General features: G+C 41.6%; 16 protein-coding genes. 15 read left to right on the top strand and 1 reads right to left on the bottom strand.

Annotated elements, in window-relative coordinates:
- Positions 1-166 precede the first annotated feature (166 nt).
- The 11 genes from J8L98_RS06245 (at position 167) to J8L98_RS06195 (ending at position 9,143) form a co-directional block, all read left to right on the top strand.
- On the top strand, positions 167-580 hold the full coding sequence (locus J8L98_RS06245; protein ID WP_312037099.1) for a type IV pilin protein: 414 nt from the start codon (positions 167-169) through the stop codon (positions 578-580).
- Positions 567-1,031: a GspH/FimT family pseudopilin gene (locus J8L98_RS06240; protein WP_210995750.1), complete on the top strand. Its 465-nt coding sequence runs from the start codon at positions 567-569 to the stop codon at positions 1,029-1,031. Before J8L98_RS06245 ends, J8L98_RS06240 begins: the two co-directional genes overlap by 14 nt.
- Entirely contained in the window at positions 1,028-1,456 is a 429-nt protein-coding gene (locus J8L98_RS06235) for a prepilin-type N-terminal cleavage/methylation domain-containing protein (protein WP_247670930.1), read from the top strand. The genes J8L98_RS06240 and J8L98_RS06235 overlap by 4 nt, the downstream gene beginning before the upstream one ends.
- Positions 1,456-1,977 carry a prepilin-type N-terminal cleavage/methylation domain-containing protein gene (locus J8L98_RS06230; RefSeq protein ID WP_210995804.1) on the top strand — a complete coding sequence of 174 codons (522 nt, stop codon included), beginning with the start codon at positions 1,456-1,458 and terminating at the stop codon, positions 1,975-1,977. The genes J8L98_RS06235 and J8L98_RS06230 overlap by 1 nt, the downstream gene beginning before the upstream one ends.
- The gene (locus J8L98_RS06225) at positions 1,977-3,752 is read left to right on the top strand and encodes a polymer-forming cytoskeletal protein (RefSeq protein WP_348771892.1); all 1,776 of its coding nucleotides are present in this window, start codon (positions 1,977-1,979) and stop codon (positions 3,750-3,752) included. The genes J8L98_RS06230 and J8L98_RS06225 overlap by 1 nt, the downstream gene beginning before the upstream one ends.
- A gap of 175 nt (positions 3,753-3,927) precedes the next feature.
- Entirely contained in the window at positions 3,928-4,491 is a 564-nt protein-coding gene (locus J8L98_RS06220; protein ID WP_210995749.1) for an RNA polymerase sigma factor, read from the top strand.
- Complete coding sequence (locus J8L98_RS06215) at positions 4,484-4,957, top strand: hypothetical protein (RefSeq protein WP_210995748.1); 474 nt, start codon at positions 4,484-4,486, stop codon at positions 4,955-4,957. The genes J8L98_RS06220 and J8L98_RS06215 overlap by 8 nt, the downstream gene beginning before the upstream one ends.
- A gap of 9 nt (positions 4,958-4,966) precedes the next feature.
- Positions 4,967-5,911, top strand: a complete 945-nt coding sequence (locus tag J8L98_RS06210) for a DUF4097 family beta strand repeat-containing protein (RefSeq protein WP_210995747.1) — start codon at positions 4,967-4,969, stop codon at positions 5,909-5,911.
- A gap of 128 nt (positions 5,912-6,039) precedes the next feature.
- Positions 6,040-7,419, top strand: a complete 1,380-nt coding sequence (gene dnaB / locus J8L98_RS06205; RefSeq protein WP_010365611.1) for a replicative DNA helicase — start codon at positions 6,040-6,042, stop codon at positions 7,417-7,419.
- 29 nt (positions 7,420-7,448) lie between these two features.
- The gene (alr, locus tag J8L98_RS06200; RefSeq protein WP_210995746.1) at positions 7,449-8,528 is read left to right on the top strand and encodes an alanine racemase; all 1,080 of its coding nucleotides are present in this window, start codon (positions 7,449-7,451) and stop codon (positions 8,526-8,528) included.
- Between the two features lie 192 nt (positions 8,529-8,720).
- Positions 8,721-9,143, top strand: coding sequence for a secondary thiamine-phosphate synthase enzyme YjbQ (locus tag J8L98_RS06195; protein WP_192508886.1), 423 nt, complete (start codon positions 8,721-8,723; stop codon positions 9,141-9,143).
- Positions 9,144-9,606: 463 nt separating this feature from the next.
- On the opposite strand, the gene gorA is transcribed toward J8L98_RS06195, so the two are convergent.
- Positions 9,607-10,968, bottom strand: coding sequence for a glutathione-disulfide reductase (gene gorA, locus J8L98_RS06190; RefSeq protein WP_210995745.1), 1,362 nt, complete (start codon positions 10,966-10,968; stop codon positions 9,607-9,609).
- 272 nt (positions 10,969-11,240) lie between these two features.
- On the opposite strand from gorA, the gene prlC reads away from it, so the two are divergent.
- The 4 genes from prlC to J8L98_RS06170 all read left to right on the top strand — a co-directional run bounded on the left by prlC (position 11,241) and on the right by J8L98_RS06170 (position 17,531).
- Positions 11,241-13,289, top strand: coding sequence for an oligopeptidase A (gene prlC / locus J8L98_RS06185; protein WP_210995744.1), 2,049 nt, complete (start codon positions 11,241-11,243; stop codon positions 13,287-13,289).
- Between the two features lie 131 nt (positions 13,290-13,420).
- Entirely contained in the window at positions 13,421-14,581 is a 1,161-nt protein-coding gene (locus J8L98_RS06180) for a response regulator (protein ID WP_192508883.1), read from the top strand.
- A gap of 120 nt (positions 14,582-14,701) precedes the next feature.
- Positions 14,702-15,466 (top strand): class I SAM-dependent methyltransferase, encoded by a 765-nt coding sequence (locus J8L98_RS06175; protein WP_210995743.1) that lies wholly within the window; start codon positions 14,702-14,704, stop codon positions 15,464-15,466.
- A gap of 139 nt (positions 15,467-15,605) precedes the next feature.
- Positions 15,606-17,531, top strand: coding sequence for a methyl-accepting chemotaxis protein (locus J8L98_RS06170; protein WP_210995742.1), 1,926 nt, complete (start codon positions 15,606-15,608; stop codon positions 17,529-17,531).
- The last annotated feature ends 40 nt before the right edge of the window (positions 17,532-17,571 follow it).

The following is a 17,571-nucleotide window of genomic DNA, read 5'->3' as shown; positions in this document are numbered from 1 at the left end:
TTGTTCACGATGTTGATGTCTATTTGAACAAGAACTGATTTTTAAATAGTCGCTGTATGTGATAATTTGGTTAATAAATAAGTATTAACTATTTGTAACTCAGTCTATACTATCTGTCCCTGTAATTGGTTTTATGACAGCGTTATCATTTGTTTTTGGAGTTTTTGTGCAATTACGTTTATCAAAAGGGTTTACCTTAACTGAGTTACTTATCTCAGTATTGATAGTGGCTGTGCTTGGTAGTTTAGCCATGCCATCTTATTTTGAATATGTGCAAGAAAGTCGGCGCTCAGAAGCGCAACAAAAGATGTTGCAAGTGGCTGCATTATTAGAGCGTATATACTCTAGAAACGGTGGGTACCCTGATTCATCACAATTTAACATTACTTTGACGACGCAAGGTTACAACTTTAAATACCTTAACCAGGATAAACCGCAAGATGGAGGGAATTTTCGTAGCCGCGCATTTACTCTTTCTGCAGTCGCAATTGCGGGAGGACCGCAAATTACAGATAGGTGTGGCACTTTGACACTTAATCATCAAGGGGTGAAAGGTGCAGTATCAGATGACTGCTGGTAACAAGAGAGAAAACAATGGGTTCACATTGATTGAACTCATTATTGCTCTTGGGATCATTGCAATTTTATCGGTGTTGGCTGTGCCATCTTTCACGAAGCAAGTAAAACAAGATAGGTTGATTAACAGTGTTAATCAACTAAGTGCAGTCTATAAGTTTGCGCGAAGTGAAGCGGTTAAGAGCGTCGAAACAATTACTTTATCTAGAAGTGATAATAGCTGGTTGGTACAGGCGACACGAGATGGAAAAGCGGTCACATTAAAGCGCTTTGATCCACTGCATGCAACCATCGAAATCGATTTAGTCGATCGTATTGTGCGCTCTACAGGGGAACTTAATTTGGCGAGTAATATCTTAGTATCAGACAAAGATGACTCAACGGCTGATTTTCGTTTGTGTATTTTGCAAAGTGGACAAAGCTGGGTTGGTAAGGCTGTTAATAATTGCGCATGAGAAAAAATGGTTTTTCACTTTTAGAAGTTATGGTGTCCATGCTTGTTGCTGGGCTTGCTTTGTTGGGACTGGCTGCAACACAGCTTAAATCTCTGCAATTTGCAAATAATAGTTTTGATTACACCATGTCTTTAGTGCAAGGGCAAAATGCCATTGAACGTTTATGGGTTAGGGCATGTCGATTACAGCTAGGCACTTTGCTATTAAGCGATGAAAATTTACAAACTTGGTTGGGCCCAGATCCTTCATTGACCTATCATTACTCAATCACTTTGCCTGATACATATGCCAATGAAATGCAAGTTACAGTAAGTTGGCAAGATAAACGTACTGACAATGAGTTTAAAGAAAATAATAATATACAAGATCAGATCACACTCAATGCAAGTTATATCACCCTTGATCCAGGGTGTACTCCTTTGTGATGAAAGTACATGGCTATACCTTACTTGAATTAATGGTCGCGATGGCTGCGGGTATGTTTTTATTAGCCGGGGTAAGTATGTCATACTCTGCTATTAAGAGTACCATCGTAGTGACCCAAGAGCTTTCGCATGCACAGGAGGTCGTCCGTTATACCAGTCAAGTGTTTACGAGAAGCATAAAGCAAACAAATATTCTCCCTCGCATTGAAAATAATGGTTCCGAGCTGCACATAGATCAAGATGCGCAAATCCTCTCATGCCAAGGCACTATTCCAGCTAGCGCGTATACTGAGCTATATACCTTGAATGAGGGTTATCTTGTGTGCTCGGTAACGTTAACTGGCAACCCTGCTTCAGTACCGGTTAACTTGTTACGAGGTGTACAAGCACTCAATTTTACGAGCTCAGATAGCGGGTTATTAATCAAAGTGACTGTAACACCAGATAATGTACCAACACAGTTTGCCAATGGCATTGATATTGATATCGCGGTGACGCGCATGATAATGGCGGATTTTTAGTGAGCTTCATAAATCATAAGCAGCACGGATTCACACTCATCAAAGTGATGTTATTGAGTACTATGGCGAGTGTGGTGGTGTTTGGCGCTTTACAAGAAGCGATTGTTCAAGAGCGCCTCACAGGTAACTTTCAAAAAGATTTAAATGCACGGCTACTTGCAGAGAAAGGCGTTTTCGATAGTGCGACAGCGATTAAAGAGGCTATAAAAAAAGACTCGAGTCTGACAATGGAAGATTTGTTAACTCAGTTTGGCACCCAAACTGGAGTCGGTGGGCTCAAAGGGGGTGATGCACAATATAATGCACTCATTACTAACCCTGAAGACAGCATCGTTGAAATTAGCAGTCATGGCTTTCGCTATCATGAAGACGCAAACAGTTATTTAGTTGCACAGTTTGATTATATCCCCGCAGAAAATGAATCTCCATTTGCTAATGCAGTGACTGGGTGTAAAGGCGTTAATCTATCTGGTAGTGGATCGGTAGATAGTTATGATTCATCACAAGGCACTTATGAGCAGACAAAAACAAATAATGGTGACGTTAATACGGTTATAGGGGATTCTGATGTTGTTATTAATGGTCACTCTCCCATTAAAGGAGATGTTAAAGCCTCAGGGATTGTATATTTAAAAGGTTCTTCACCTGTTATAGGGAATGTGCAGTCTAATACTGGCGTTGATATCTCATCTGGTGGGGGTCTACGAGTTGAGGGGAATGTACTTTCCCGTGGCTTTGTGACGCATCGAGGTGGCAGTATATCTGGATATGTTCGAGCACATGGTGATGTTACTATGAACTGGGGAAGTGATATTCTAAATTCGATAACGCCGACAGAACTTGATATTCGCTATGGCGGCACAGGCACCTTTCAAACGGGCAGCGCTTTTGAGCAAAATGGTGTCCATTACTCCGATGAAATTTATCAATTTGACCCAACTCAAGAAACCGTTGTCGAACCGGTTAAAGTATACGACCCAACGTCACCAGATTATGACCCTGACAATCCAGATAAAGAATGCGATCCGCTTGCCCTACCTTTAAATATGCCCAATGTAATGGGTGATACCAGTACGTATTTAGATTTTTCAGTGGGACCACAGGAAGAGTATACATTTACACCACAGCGTGGATATTTTACTAAAAGTGCAACTGATAAAGGGTTTTGGAGTTCAAAAGTACATGATATTTACATTTTTGACGTAACGAAACAAAGTCATGGTTATTCTGATGTAGATAATGAATATGTTTTTGAAATGAAAAACTTTAGCCTTGGAAGTAATGGTAAAATTGTTGTCGACGCGGGCAATAATGGAGGTGATGTAATTTGGTTAGTCGATGGTGATTTTACATTATCGGGGAATACCAGTATCACTATTACTAAAGATACAACCTTAACGGTATTTGTTACGGGTAAGGCAAAATTTGGCGCCAGTGCAAAGGTTATTACGGAACAAGAAGGGGTGGCGAAGACAGGGCATATGGTGTTTAGTATGTACTCTTCATTTGTCGGAGCTGATGGAATTATCGTCAATGGTGCCTCAGATTTGTATGCGTCTATTTATGCACCTCTTACTTCGATTAAGTTATCTGGTAGTGGTCAGTTGTATGGCTCGGTACGAGGTGCAGTGATCAATTCATCAGGAGGCAGTGGCGTGCATTTTGATGAAGCATTAAAGCACGTTAAAATTGGTGCAGGTCAAACAGGAGGAGAAGGAAAACTCGAGTTTAAAGGTTGGTTTTATCGACATCCGGCAGCATTACCAAATCAGTAGCTAAAACCTTAAAGTTAGAAGGCTTTAACCGTTTTATATTTCTATTTATGCAGTTTTTCTCAAAAAAATTCATTTCATTTAAACCTTTTCTAATCCATTTGGCGTCTTACTTTATAACTTGAAAGTTATATTGGTTTATATCAAGCTAGGCTTAATATAAAAAAGGAACACGAGAATGTTAATTGATGCCCATCAGGCATTTGCGAAAACATCGGATGAAAGTGCCTGCGAGGAGTTAATAGGCCGAGTGCAGCAAGGTGATCAAGCTGCATTTGCTCAGCTGTATGCCCAACACAACCGACGAGTATATGCATTGTGTCTGCGGTTATTAGCCGATCGACATTACGCCGAAGATGTAACGCAAGAAGTATTTGTGCAGCTTTGGTATAAAATATCGCAATTTAAAGGTCAGTCAAAATTTACAACTTGGTTGCACAGTGTAACCAGCAACATTGCTATTAGCTATTTGAGAAAACACAAACACTGGCTACAAAAAGTAGTGAGTATTGAAAAATCAGGTATGGATGAAACTAGTATCGCATTGTGTAAGGGGCTCAATGGGCTTGATAAGTTAGTGCTAAGGCTGCCAGAGCGAGCAAGGCTGGTATTTGTTTTACATGCAGTTGAAGGATATCGACATGAAGAGATTTCAACCATGTTAGGAATGGCGATAGGCTCTAGTAAATCACAATATCATCGGGCGAGAAAATTGCTACAGGAGTGGTATGAGAATGAGTAAACCAGAATTTGATCATTTTGTTGAACGCTCCCTCGCACAACCAAGTGAGATTCAGCCTGAAAAAGATTTATGGCCAGGCATAGAGCATGCAATTGGTAAACCTGTTACAGATCAAAAACCTCATAATATCTGGCTAAAAGTATCTGGCGTAGCGGCGTGTTTTATTGCGGCATTGGTTACTTGGCAGGCTGTTATGGTCCAACCAAAACATGATGCAATGGCATCAATGACGCACTTCTTTGATCAGCAAAAGCAAACTTTGCTTGTTCAATATGAACAACAACCAGCATTGGTAACCGGTTGGCAAACGCAGTTACAAGAGTTAGAAAATGCGGAATTGGCGATTAAACAAGCCTTGGAGAATGACCCGCAAAATGCCGCATTATTAAAAATGTTGGCTCAAGTATATCAGCAGCAATTAGATTTAATAAACAAGGTGCATACACCGCGTTGGCAACAAATTTAGGAGAAGAATATGAAATATACATTAGTAAGTTTAGCAATGTTGCCGTTATCGGTATTTGCTGGAGATAAAATTAATGAGCAAATTAATATACCCAATGGCGGCAAGGTACTGATTGAAAATCAACGAGGTGACGTGACAATTAATGCATGGGACCAAGATGTATTTAAAGTAACGGGCACACTTGATGATAAAGCACTTGGGTTTTCACTTGAAACACAGGGTACGGTCACTGAGTTTATTGTCAAAATGCCAAAACTGAACCGAGGTTGGAACCATGGGAGTGGACAAGGTTCTAACTTAAAGATTTATATGCCAAAAAACAGTGAGTTGAGCTTTGAAGGCGTGAATGTTGATGTGTCTGCATCCAATTTGATCGCAGGTGCACAAATAAAGACTGTTAACGGCAGTGTCAAAGCGGATAAATTAACTGGCAAAGTTTCTTTGGAAACCGTTAATGGAGATGTCGATGCGACAGAGCTATCTGGAAATATTCGCTACGAAACAGTTAACGGAGAAATTGAAGATAGAAACTCGCAAGGCAAACTACGCTTTAATGCGGTTAATGGTGACATCGAAAGTACCACTAGCGCGACAGAGATTCGCTTAGAAAATGTGAATGGGGAAGTTGATTTAAATATCAAAGAGTTGAATGAATTACGTTTGAATACCGTCAATGGAGAAATAGATATTCGCGTTGCAAAAATGGGCGATAATGCCAGCATTAATATGGACACTGTGAGTGGAGATGTTCGGTTGTTTTTCCCACAAGATGTTTCTGCACGTTTCGACATAGATGCGCATTCAGGTGGGCATATCGTCAATGGATTAAGTTCTGACAAAGTTAAGAGAGCCAAATATGGCCCCTCTAGAGAACTCGAGTTTTCAATTAATGGTGGTCGTGCTGACGTAGAAGTTGATACTGTTAGCGGGCGAATTGAACTTAAGAAAAACTGATCAATGGTGCCGCTATGCGATGGATAGCGGCACATCACTTAAATCTTAATCACATCTGGTGATTATTCCTTTGCAGTTATCACGCTAAGAGATAAAATAGCCCTCTTATTTGTAAAAGATGTAGTGCTATGGCCAAACCAGATCTCCAAGTCGATTCGTTAAAAGTTCCTCCTCACTCTATTGAAGCTGAGCAGTCTGTGCTTGGGGGATTAATGCTCGACAATCAAGCATTTGATAGAGTTGCTGAACATGTGGTGGCACAAGACTTTTATACACGCACACACAAGCTGATTTTTGAAGCGATGGAAAAGCTGGTTGAATTAAGTGAGCCCATTGACTTAATTACGATTTCTGAGAATTTAGAGAAAAATAATCAGCTTGCTATGGTTGGCGGGTTTGCTTACTTGGCTGAGATTGCAAAAAATACCCCCAGCGCTGCAAATATCGATGCGTATGCCAATATTGTTCGTGAGCGTGCGGTAGTTAGAGAGATGATTGGTGTTGCAAATGAAATTGCTGAGGCGGGCTTTAATCCGGAAGGACGAGATAGTCACGAACTATTAGATCTGGCTGAAAGCAAAGTATTTAAAATAGCCGAGCAGAGAACAAAAAGCAGTGAAGGTCCACAAAGCCTACATAATATACTTGAAAAAACCGTTGATAAAATTGAAGAGCTTTACCAATCTCCGCAAGATGGTATTACAGGGGTGAGTTCCGGCTATACCGATTTAGATAAAATGACAACCGGCCTGCAGCCATCAGATTTAATTATAGTTGCAGCTCGTCCATCTATGGGTAAAACGACATTTGCCATGAACTTGGCTGAACATGCAGCAATGACACAAGATAAACCTGTGTTGATTTATTCACTCGAGATGCCCTCAGAACAGATCATGATGAGGATGCTGGCTTCGTTAGGACGAATTAATCAAACGAAAGTACGTACAGGTCAGCTTGATGATGATGATTGGGCAAGATTATCGTCTACCATGGGGTTACTTATGGAGAAAGGCAAAATGTATGTGGATGATGCGTCAGGTTTGACACCGACAGACGTACGTTCTCGAGCACGACGTATCGCCCGTGACCACGGTGGTATTAGTATGATTATGGTTGACTATTTGCAGTTGATGCGAGTGCCTTCTCTATCAGATAACCGTACTCTAGAAATTGCTGAAATCTCTCGCTCCTTAAAGGCGTTAGCCAAAGAGCTACAATGTCCGGTGGTGGCGTTATCACAGCTGAACCGTACACTAGAGCAACGGGCAGATAAACGACCGATTAACTCAGATTTACGTGAATCAGGGTCCATAGAGCAGGATGCGGATTTAATCATGTTCATTTATCGCGATGAAGTTTATAACGAGGACAGTATGGATAAAGGGGTGGCTGAAATCATTATTGGTAAGCAGCGTAATGGGCCTATTGGTAAGGTTAGGTTAACATTCCAAGGGCAATACTCTCGGTTCGATAACTACACAGGTCCTGCTGTTGATGATGAGTATTAAGTAGGCCCGACGCTATTGAGTGAGATGTAATGAGATTAGCGACTGCTGAAATAGATTTATCTGCGTTATCATATAATTTAAAGAGAACCAAAGCACTGGCGCCAAATAGTAAAGTTATGGCGGTACTGAAAGCCAATGCTTATGGTCATGGCTTAGTGACTATTGCACAGCACCTACATGAGGCGGACGCGTTTGCTGTAGCGAGAATTGATGAGGCATTGGCATTGCGCGCTGGCGGGGTTACCAAACCCATCGTGTTGCTAGAAGGGTTTTTCAACCAAAGTGATGTATCCATTTTACTGGCTAATAACTTTCAAACTATCATCCATGATGAGAACCAGCTAGGTATGCTAGAGCAAGCGCAGTTAGACTCCCCAATTGCAACGTGGCTAAAAGTAGACACAGGAATGCACCGTTTAGGGATAGCACCTGCGCAACTCAACGCATTTTATCAGCGTTTGAAAAAAACTGAAAATGCCAAACCAGCTGTTTATTTGATGACCCACTTCCCATGTGCTGATGATGTTAAAAATGATCGTACTGCGCAACAGATCCGTGAGTTTAAGCAGCTGACGCTAAATTATAATGAACCCTTGTGTTTGGCAAATTCGGCGGGAATATTAGGTTGGCATGATAGTCACTGTGACTGGATAAGGCCCGGATTAATGATTTATGGCGTATCTCCGATGTTGCACTGCATTGGTAAAGATCATGGCTTGAAGGCGGTGATGCGCCTCACTACTAAAGTCATTGCAATTCGGAGTATCTTATCTGGAGAATACGTCGGTTATGGTGGTCGTTGGCAAAGCGAGAAAAATACCCAGCTTGCAATTGTGGCTATGGGGTATGGTGATGGCTATCCAAGGCATGCGAAGCACGGCACACCCGTTGTAATAAAGGGCGAACGATACGGCATAGTAGGCAGTGTTTCAATGGATATGATAACGGTCGATATTGGCGGTAATGATGGCATGATCCAAGTGGGTGATGAAGTTGAGATGTGGGGAAGGGCCCTACCAGTTGAAGAAGTTGCAGCATGTGCCGATACTATCCCTTATGAACTGCTATGCAATATCACACCAAGAGTCAGTTACGAATATATTGAATAAGCTATGAGCCCCTTGTTACGACAGGTTTTACAGTATTAGTCTATGTCACCTTGCAACGTCGTAATGCTCTGACGACTTGATACATAATCTCTGTGTTCAGCTAGGCAAATGCACAACTGGTTGTAATAACATAGTATTAATAAGTCATAAATATGGCTAACTTAAGCCATTACATTTAGGCAGGTTTTTATCATGTGGATTCAAAAAGAAATCACCCTACAATCGAAGTCACGCGGCTTCCACTTAATTACAGATGAGCTAATCCAGAAAATCCCAGAACTGCGAAAAATTAACGTAGGAATACTGCACCTATTCATAAGACACACATCAGCATCGCTGACGATAAATGAAAATGCAGACCCGACTGTTCGTACTGATTTAGAATCGCATTTTAATGTAATAGTCCCAGAGAACGCACAATATTATCAGCATACTTATGAAGGAAGCGATGATATGCCAGCACATATAAAGTCTACTATCATCGGAACAAGTCAGTCCATACCTGTATCAAATGGAAGTCTCAATTTAGGAACTTGGCAAGGAATTTATCTTTGCGAACATCGTAATCAAGGCGGAAAGCGGACGATAGTTGTCACTTTGAATGGCGAATATTAGGTTTAGTACTGATAGTCCAATTAACAAACCTCAGCTCTGGGTAAGCGAATTTGCCCAATAAAGCTATTTTTCTCACTCTCGGCGTTGCTTTTATTTGTAATAGCCCGCTATTACTGCATAAAAGCGCCTTGATACTGAACAAAATATCATCATTGAGTTGTACGTAAGTTTGTTTACAAAACATTTTCTATTCCAAAACCCTTATCCAAACCTGAGGTTAATGAGGTCGTTGAATCATAGGTTTACTGGAAGTAGGTATTGATGGTTTGCATTATAGAAGGTTGGGAAACCATCTAACTCAATAGGTTTATTTAATGAAGGTTTAAGGTGTATATGTGGAACACCAATTGAAGATGAAATGGAAACGTACGCAATACAAACTCCCCTCATTAAAAAATAAGCTCTTTAATGAGGGGAGTTCCGTTTCTAGAATTACTTACATGTGTAGGATGCTTTTTCTACATTAACCCGTCATAGTAACAAATTCTTCGCTACCCGTTGGGTGTATAGCAACAACCGCGTCGAAATCAGCCTTCGTTGCGCCCATCTTCATGGCTACCGCGAAACCTTGGATCATTTCGTCTACCGCAAAACCAATACCGTGTAAGCCAACCACTGTTTGTTCAGGGCCGACACAGACTAATTTCATTTTGCATGGCTGGCGGTGGGCTGTCACAGCTGTGTACATAGCAGCAAAAGAGGAGCTATATACGGTGACTTGATCTTCACCATATTGGGCAATTGCATCTGGTTCAGTTAAGCCAATAGTGCCAATAGGCGGATGGCTGAATACCACAGTAGGAACTAGGCTGTAATCCATTTTAGCGTCTGGAAGTTCAGGGTTAAACAAACGCTCGGCCAGCATACGACCTGCTTTAACTGCAACTGGGGTGAGTTCAATCCCCCCTTCCATAATGTCGCCTAAGGCATAAATGCCAGAAACAGATGTGTTTTGATACTCATCGACTTTGATAAAACCACGTTGGTTGGTGTCAACATCGGTTGCTTGTAGATTAATCAAATCAGTAACAGGCTCTCGGCCGATGGCCCAAATAAGCTGCTCAACATTGTGACTTTCACCATTTTCTAAATGTAAAGTGACTGAGCCATCTGCTTCTTTGGTAATTTCTTTAGGTGTTGAATTGGTGTGGAGTGTTGGACCTTCTTTCTCCATCACTTCGGTCAGTGTCTCAACAATGAGTGGATCAAAACTACGTAGCGGCGCATGCTTACGTACAAATAAATGGGTGTCGGTTCCTAAACTGTGCAGTACACCGGCAAGCTCAACGGCAATATAACCTGCGCCAATCACCGCGACACTGCGCGGCTGTGTGTTGAGTTCAAAGAAACCATTAGAATCAATGCCGTGTTCGGCACCAGGGATATTTGGTACTGAAGGGCGACCACCTACAGCAATACAAATATGATCAGCGGTATATTGCTCGCCATCCACTTCTACCGTTTTATTATCGATAAATTTGGCAAAACCATTGATCACGGTCACGCCATTTTTTGCCAAGTAACCATTGTACCCTTGGTGAATACGGCCAATATAGGCTTGGCGACTTTCAACTAATTTCGCCCAGTCGAAATTTTTCAGTTCTACATCAAAGCCATAATCTGGTGCATAGAGCTTGATGGCTTCAGCCACTTGTGCACCATGCCACATTACTTTTTTAGGCACACAGCCAACATTGACGCAGGTTCCACCCATATGTTTGGCTTCAATGATGGCTACTTTTGCGCCACGCATTGCAGCACGGTTAGCAGAAGCGATACCACCACTTCCTCCGCCAATAGCAATATAATCAAAATGTTGAGCCATAATTTACCCTTAAAATTAAATAATATGTTCTACGCTTAAAGTAGTAAGACCATCAAGCTGATGAAAAAATAACAGTGTAATACCAAATTGCGCAAATATCTGACCTTTCTATGTAATGGCAGTGATTTAAACACAATGACTGAATTGCACCTTGTTGTGATTGATATGTGTAGAGGGGCTGTGGGCGCGCGCTACAATTCATTATTACTTCTTGAAATAGCGATGTTTGCCCCAATTTCAACATCTATACGAAAAAATAATAGAGAGATGACATGAGCAATCCATTAATTGGGCTAGAAGGCCTACCTCCATTTTCGCAGATCCAACCAGAACATGTAGTACCAGCCCTAAAAGAAGCGATTGCTCACTGTCGTCAAACGATAGATGATGTATTGAAAAATTCAGACTTCAATTGGGATAACTTGGTCATTCCAATGGAAGAAGCGGATGATAAATTATCACGTATGTGGTCACCGGTTTCTCACATGCATTCAGTGGTTAACTCCGATGCATTGCGCCAAGCGTATGACGAGTGTTTACCATTGATATCAGAGTATTCAACGTATTGTGGCCAACATCAAGGGCTCTATAATGCGTACAAAGCTGTGAAAGACTCTGCTGATTTTGCCACTTTAACCATTGCACAACAAACGACGATAGATAATCAGTTACGCGACTTTGCACTATCGGGTATAGCCTTGAATGAAGCGCAGCAAGCACGTTATGGCGAAATTAGCGCACGTTTATCAGAGCTTGGGGCTAAGTTTGGTAATAACGTGATGGATGCGACACAAGCATGGCAGAAACACATTACAGACGAAGCCCTATTATCAGGTTTACCTGAGTCAGCTTTGGCACTGGCTGCGCACACAGCGCAGAGTAAAGAGTTAGAAGGCTGGGTATTTACCTTAGATTTTCCTTCCTATTTACCGGTGATGACCTATGCCGATAACCGTGAGTTACGCGAAGAAGCCTATCGCGCATTTTCAACGCGCGCATCAGATCAAGGGCCAAATGCCAATGAATTTGATAACTCTGAGATTATGGCTGAAACCTTAGCATTACGTCATGAAATAGCACAATTGCTTGGTTTTGACAGCTATGCAGATAAATCATTAGCGACAAAAATGGCAGACACGCCAGAGCAAGTATTTGAATTTTTAAATGACTTAGCCGGAAAATCACAATCTCAGGCCAAAGGTGAATTAACCGAATTGCTTGCGTTTGCTAAACAATCTCATGGTGTCAGCGAATTGCAAGCGTGGGATTATGGTTACTATGGCGAAAAACTGAAGCAAGAGAAATATGCAATTTCTGATGAGCAATTACGCCCATATTTTCCTGCTAACAGGGTTTTAGGAGGGTTATTTGAAACGGTAAATCGCTTATTTGGTATTAAAGTCACTGAAATTACTGACTTTGATACGTACCACTCAGATGTGCGCTTTTTTGCGATACATGACCAATCAGGCCAGTTGCGTGGTCATTTTTATTTGGATTTGTATGCTCGTGAGCACAAGCGTGGTGGTGCATGGATGGATGATTGCATGGGTCGAAAAGTGCGGGCCAATGGCGAACTGCAAACGCCTGTTGCATATTTAGTGTGCAATTTTAACAAAGCGGTGGGCGACAAGCCTGCGTTGTTTACACACAATGAAGTCACCACTTTATTTCATGAGTTTGGTCATGGTATTCATCATATGTTGACCAAAGTTGATGCTGCGCCTGTGGCAGGCATTAATGGCGTTGCATGGGATGCAGTGGAATTGCCCAGCCAATTCTTAGAGAACTGGTGCTACGATGAAGAAGCGCTGAGCTTTATTTCGGGGCATTATGAAACCAACGATGCTTTGCCTAAAGTACTACTAGATAAGTTATTGGCGGCTAAAAATTATCAGTCTGCGATGCAAATGTTGCGTCAAATTGAGTTTAGTTTATTTGATTTTCATATTCATGCTGATTACCAACGTGATGAATCATGCCAAATTCAGCAAGTGCTCAATACCGTAAGGGCTAAGGTAGCCGTGGTTAAAGCGCCTGAATTTAATCGTTTCCAGCATGGCTTTAGTCATATTTTCGCCGGTGGTTACAGTGCGGGTTACTACTCTTACAAGTGGGCAGAAGTGCTATCAGCGGATGCATTTTCTAAATTTGAAGAAGACGGCATATTTAACAAACAAACCGGTCAGGCCTTTATGGAAAATATATTAGAGAAAGGTGGTTCGGAGTCACCGATGACATTGTTTACCCGTTTTCGTGGCAGAGCACCGCAAGTAGATGCATTGCTACGTCATTGTGGAATAGAGGTTGTTGGCGCATAACCGAGCGCCAATTTAACATGCGTTATAAAATAAAAGCACCTACGGGTGCTTTTATTTTATCTGAAACTAGCTCGCAAATTTACCAACTCGGTCTATGCTTTTTAAAGATATGATTTGATAGGGAAAGCACAATGACCAAATTGGTGTTGGCCATAGATGATGACAAGTTAGTACACCATATTATAGAAGAGGCGATATCGCACTTTTGTAAGTTAATACATGCTAAAAATGGTGATGAAGGTTTACGGCTGGCATTGAAATACCATCCTGATATCATTTTACTAGATGTAGAAATGCCGGGTATGTCGGGCTTTGAAGTCTGTGAAAAAATCAAAAAGTCTAAAAAACTGGCTGATATTCCAGTGATGTTCTTGTCATCAAAAGCCGATGTGGCTGAGCGCATGCGCGGTTATAACTCTGGCGCCTCTGATTATATTGTTAAGCCATTCAACCGAGATGAATTAATTGCACGCATTAAAGTGCTTGATGCGTATCGTCAGCAGTCGCGTAAGTTAACTCAGGATATACGCCGGGCAGAAATGACCGCCGAGATAGCCATGACCGATTCTGGCGATATGGGCCGAATTATGCGCTATGTAGGTCAGTCGTATCATGCCCATGATTTGACGACTTTATCAGAATACTTTTTTGAATTTTTTGTGCCGCTTCAGTTAGATGTCGCGGTGGCGTTTTGGTATCACAATAGTGAAGTCTTTTTGTCAGGCAATGGGGCATTACAGCCCATTGAGCAAGAGTTATTAAGTAAGCACCGTGATGGCAGTCGGTTTGTTGATTTTGGCCGTCGTACTATCATCAATTACCCAAAGGTGTCGTTGCTAATCAAAAATATGCCTGTTGATGATAATGCTATGTATGGTCGCTATAAAGATTTACTCCCGCATATTTTAGAGGCGACAAACGCCAAAATTAAAGATATGGAAGTCAGTGAAGATGCATTGAGTAAAGTGGATCAAATCGGTAGGGTCTTTGAAGAGCTATCTGATCAGCTAGGTGGAATCGGAGGACATCACTCAAATAAAGTAGCGGAGCTTGGTGAGCTAGTAAAGCAGGCTCAAGCGTTAGACGCTCAAGCCTTAACGATTGAACAAGTGAGCGAATTAGAAAAGCTACATCAGCACTTTTCATTTGTTGATGATGAGTTATCTATTATTAAGTTTAAATTGTCTGAAATTACAGAAGTGCGGCATCAGCTTATTGAAAGTTTAAATAAAATAGCCAAACCCTGGGGCGAGGAAGAGGTTGCTGCGCAAACTGACATTGAACTGTTTTAGTCAATGTCAGGTAATGAAAGGAGTTTTTAGGTAGTGCGCTACAATTTAAAGTGAGTTTTCTATGTCGTGTAGATTACCGATTAGATATACTGTGTATGCTATGAACTTAGGAGCTTGCAGTTGGTTATTCACACCCCTTTTCCAGAGAATCGTCCGTATTTACAACAAATCGAACAACAGTTTGCATTGCCAGCATGGATGGAAAGTCATCAGCAGGGCAAAGAATTTAAACTGATTTATGATCAGCTCGGTTTACAGCTTTTTAAAAATGATGAGCCCAAGTTGGGTGCAATATATGTTGACTTTGTAACGGGTGCCAGTGCGCATCGAAGAAAGTTCGGTGGCGGAAAAGGTCAAGCGATTGCTAAAGCGGTTGGGTTAAACAAAGGAGCTACCCCACATGTATTAGACGCCACAGCAGGGTTAGGTCGAGATGCTTTCGTGTTGGCTTCCTTGGGCTGCCAAGTAACGTTACATGAGCGTCACCCTGTGGTTGCTGCTTTACTATACGATGGTTTACAGCGAGCTTATCAAGATAATGATATTGGCAGTTGGATGCAAAGTAATATGGCTATGGCTTTTGGTTCGAGTCATGACTTGTTAGCCTCAACAGCATGCCAACCTGATGTGGTTTATTTGGACCCGATGTTTCCCCATCGAGAAAAATCTGCGTTAGTTAAAAAAGAAATGCGAGTGTTTCAAACATTGGTTGGAGACGATCATGATGCCGATGGATTACTAGACTTTGCTTATGAGCTGGCAAGTAAGCGCGTGGTTGTAAAGCGTCCGGACTATGCGCCTTTTTTGAACGATAAAAAGCCAAGCATGCAGATCACCACCAAGAAAAATCGTTTTGATGTTTATGTAAAGTCGGCTATGAAATAGCTTGTACCAAAAAAACATCGAAAAAAGGTACGCCAAAAGTATGCTTTTATTCACGCAAGCTCATAAAACAAGCAAGTTACATTAAACTGTCATAAAAGGTTAATAGTCTACCCGCGCTTTTCATTATTAGGGTGTGACCATGCGTGTATCTTCATTTACTCGATTATTAGCAATACTATTGGCTTTAGCGAGTGTATTTTTAGCGGGCGTACTGTTTTGGGCATCGCATATTTTGAGTACCTTAGATGCCCAAAATACTGCATATACCCAATTGAAAAATACCATCTTAATTGACTTAGAAGGCAGCATTGAAGATTACCTAAAAGCGGGTGATAGCCAATATCTAGGTCGCTCTTCTGAAATTATTACCACGATAAAGTCAGGCAGTTTAACGGCGTTACCCAATAGCTTAAGTGAACTGATGACACAGCAGTTAAACCTATTAGACACTGATATAAATGGCAAGTATCGAGCGTTAGGTAAATTGTCGGGTAATGAAATGGCATTGTTAGATAATGCGCTAAGGCAAATGTCGGGTTCGGCTTCTTCCTTAATTAGTTATACTTTAAAAGCCGATGCCAATGATCTCAGTACGCAATACTATCAATTGGCGTCAGATTACTATGCGCAGGTGAGTAATTTAGGGATTTACACGTATCAGTTAGCAGCTCGGTTTGATAAAAGCACAGAAGCGAGTTTACAAAAAACCATAGCCAGTTTGAATGCTACTGCACGCAGGTTAGAAGGACTTGATAATTTAGGTGTGATGTCGGAAGTGGATGAGGATGAGTTGTTTTTTGGCGCAGAGGCCGAAGATTTAGCCGAAGAGATAAAAGCGGAGTTAGTCAGTTGGCCAAAACGCTATGACCGCGATTTACAAAGTACCCTGAGTCATGTGAAACAACGCCAACAAGGCATTGAAGCACTGCGTGATGATATTAAACGGGTTGCTGACATTATGCTTAGCGCAGAGCAACAATTAAAAGATGAACAAGAGCAACTCAAAGGGCAAGTACTGTTGATATTTGGCATTGCCATTGGTTTATTGGTGCTGCTGGCTGTGGGTGTTTATGTAATGCAGTTTAAACAAGTCCTCGCACCATTACGTCACTTGCGAGATGCATTTGCAGACTTAATTGAAAGTAACGAATTAAAGAACATTCACAGTAAAAATAACAATACTGAACTTGGTGAAATCGCCATGTATTTCAATCAATTGATTGACAGACAGCGTGATGAAGCACAAGCGCGTTCGCATATGCTGGAAGTTATTAATGACTTTATGCAGCAAATGAGCAATAACCTTGCACAGATTAGTACACAATCAGACACTACCTATGATCAGGTTGAGCAAACCGAAGCCATGCTAGAGACAATAAAAAAATTAGGTATTGAAGCGGATGAAATTAACACGCAAGTGTCTGATAACGCGAGTGACACGCATAAGGCAATGACCCAGAGTGTGCAATTTGCTGAAGCAATGTTAAGTGCCAGCTCTGATACTCAAGACCGTGTTGAGCAAGGCTTAGCCAGTTTAACCGAGTTACTGAACGGGGTGTCAGATGTGGGTAAAGTGATTGAAATGATCCGCACCATAGCTGAACAAACAAACTTGTTAGCACTCAATGCTGCCATTGAATCAGCTCGAGCTGGAGAGCATGGCCGTGGCTTTGCTGTGGTGGCTGATGAAGTGAGAAAGTTAGCACAGCAAACGCAAGATTCACTGTCGGATATTAATAAACAGCTTAGCGATTTGGGAGACAACTCTGAAAAGGTGTCGACGCAAATCTCAGCATTGGCAGAAGATGCACAGTTGCAAACTTCCCATGCTCAGGAGTTAAAACGTAACTCTGAAGGGGTTGCTGTGAGTGCTCAAAGTGCCAATCAAGTGGCTGATCACGCAATGGAGTTAGCACAACAACAAAATGGCTTATTAGAAAACTTCAGTGTTGCTATGTTACAAATGAAAAAACAAGTGAATGGCTCTGGCCAACAGGTGAGCGATATTCAAGCTCAGTTACAAGAGCAGATGCAGCGTATTAGAGCGAGTTTAGGGCTAGCATAATTCATTCTCACATCCGTAATGTGGCTAAAGAAAAAGGCCG

This window comes from Pseudoalteromonas sp. MMG013 (assembly GCF_018100885.1).
Taxonomy (GTDB): domain Bacteria; phylum Pseudomonadota; class Gammaproteobacteria; order Enterobacterales; family Alteromonadaceae; genus Pseudoalteromonas; species Pseudoalteromonas aurantia.
Note: the sequence above shows the minus strand (reverse complement) of the source record. Positions and strands in the feature narration are given on the sequence as shown.

What these genes read in the sequence shown, in the direction of transcription:
- J8L98_RS06240 (WP_210995750.1), top strand. Translation starts at nt 567, where the DNA reads ATGACTGCTGGTAACAAGAGAGAAAACAATGGGTTCACATTGATTGAA.
- J8L98_RS06235 (WP_247670930.1), top strand. Translation starts at nt 1,028, where the DNA reads ATGAGAAAAAATGGTTTTTCACTTTTAGAAGTTATGGTGTCCATGCTT.
- J8L98_RS06230 (WP_210995804.1), top strand. Translation starts at nt 1,456, where the DNA reads ATGAAAGTACATGGCTATACCTTACTTGAATTAATGGTCGCGATGGCT.
- J8L98_RS06220 (WP_210995749.1), top strand. Translation starts at nt 3,928, where the DNA reads ATGTTAATTGATGCCCATCAGGCATTTGCGAAAACATCGGATGAAAGT.
- J8L98_RS06215 (WP_210995748.1), top strand. Translation starts at nt 4,484, where the DNA reads ATGAGTAAACCAGAATTTGATCATTTTGTTGAACGCTCCCTCGCACAA.
- J8L98_RS06210 (WP_210995747.1), top strand. Translation starts at nt 4,967, where the DNA reads ATGAAATATACATTAGTAAGTTTAGCAATGTTGCCGTTATCGGTATTT.
- dnaB (WP_010365611.1), top strand. Translation starts at nt 6,040, where the DNA reads ATGGCCAAACCAGATCTCCAAGTCGATTCGTTAAAAGTTCCTCCTCAC.
- alr (WP_210995746.1), top strand. Translation starts at nt 7,449, where the DNA reads ATGAGATTAGCGACTGCTGAAATAGATTTATCTGCGTTATCATATAAT.
- J8L98_RS06195 (WP_192508886.1), top strand. Translation starts at nt 8,721, where the DNA reads ATGTGGATTCAAAAAGAAATCACCCTACAATCGAAGTCACGCGGCTTC.
- gorA (WP_210995745.1), bottom strand. Translation starts at nt 10,968, where the DNA reads ATGGCTCAACATTTTGATTATATTGCTATTGGCGGAGGAAGTGGTGGT.
- prlC (WP_210995744.1), top strand. Translation starts at nt 11,241, where the DNA reads ATGAGCAATCCATTAATTGGGCTAGAAGGCCTACCTCCATTTTCGCAG.
- J8L98_RS06180 (WP_192508883.1), top strand. Translation starts at nt 13,421, where the DNA reads ATGACCAAATTGGTGTTGGCCATAGATGATGACAAGTTAGTACACCAT.
- J8L98_RS06170 (WP_210995742.1), top strand. Translation starts at nt 15,606, where the DNA reads ATGCGTGTATCTTCATTTACTCGATTATTAGCAATACTATTGGCTTTA.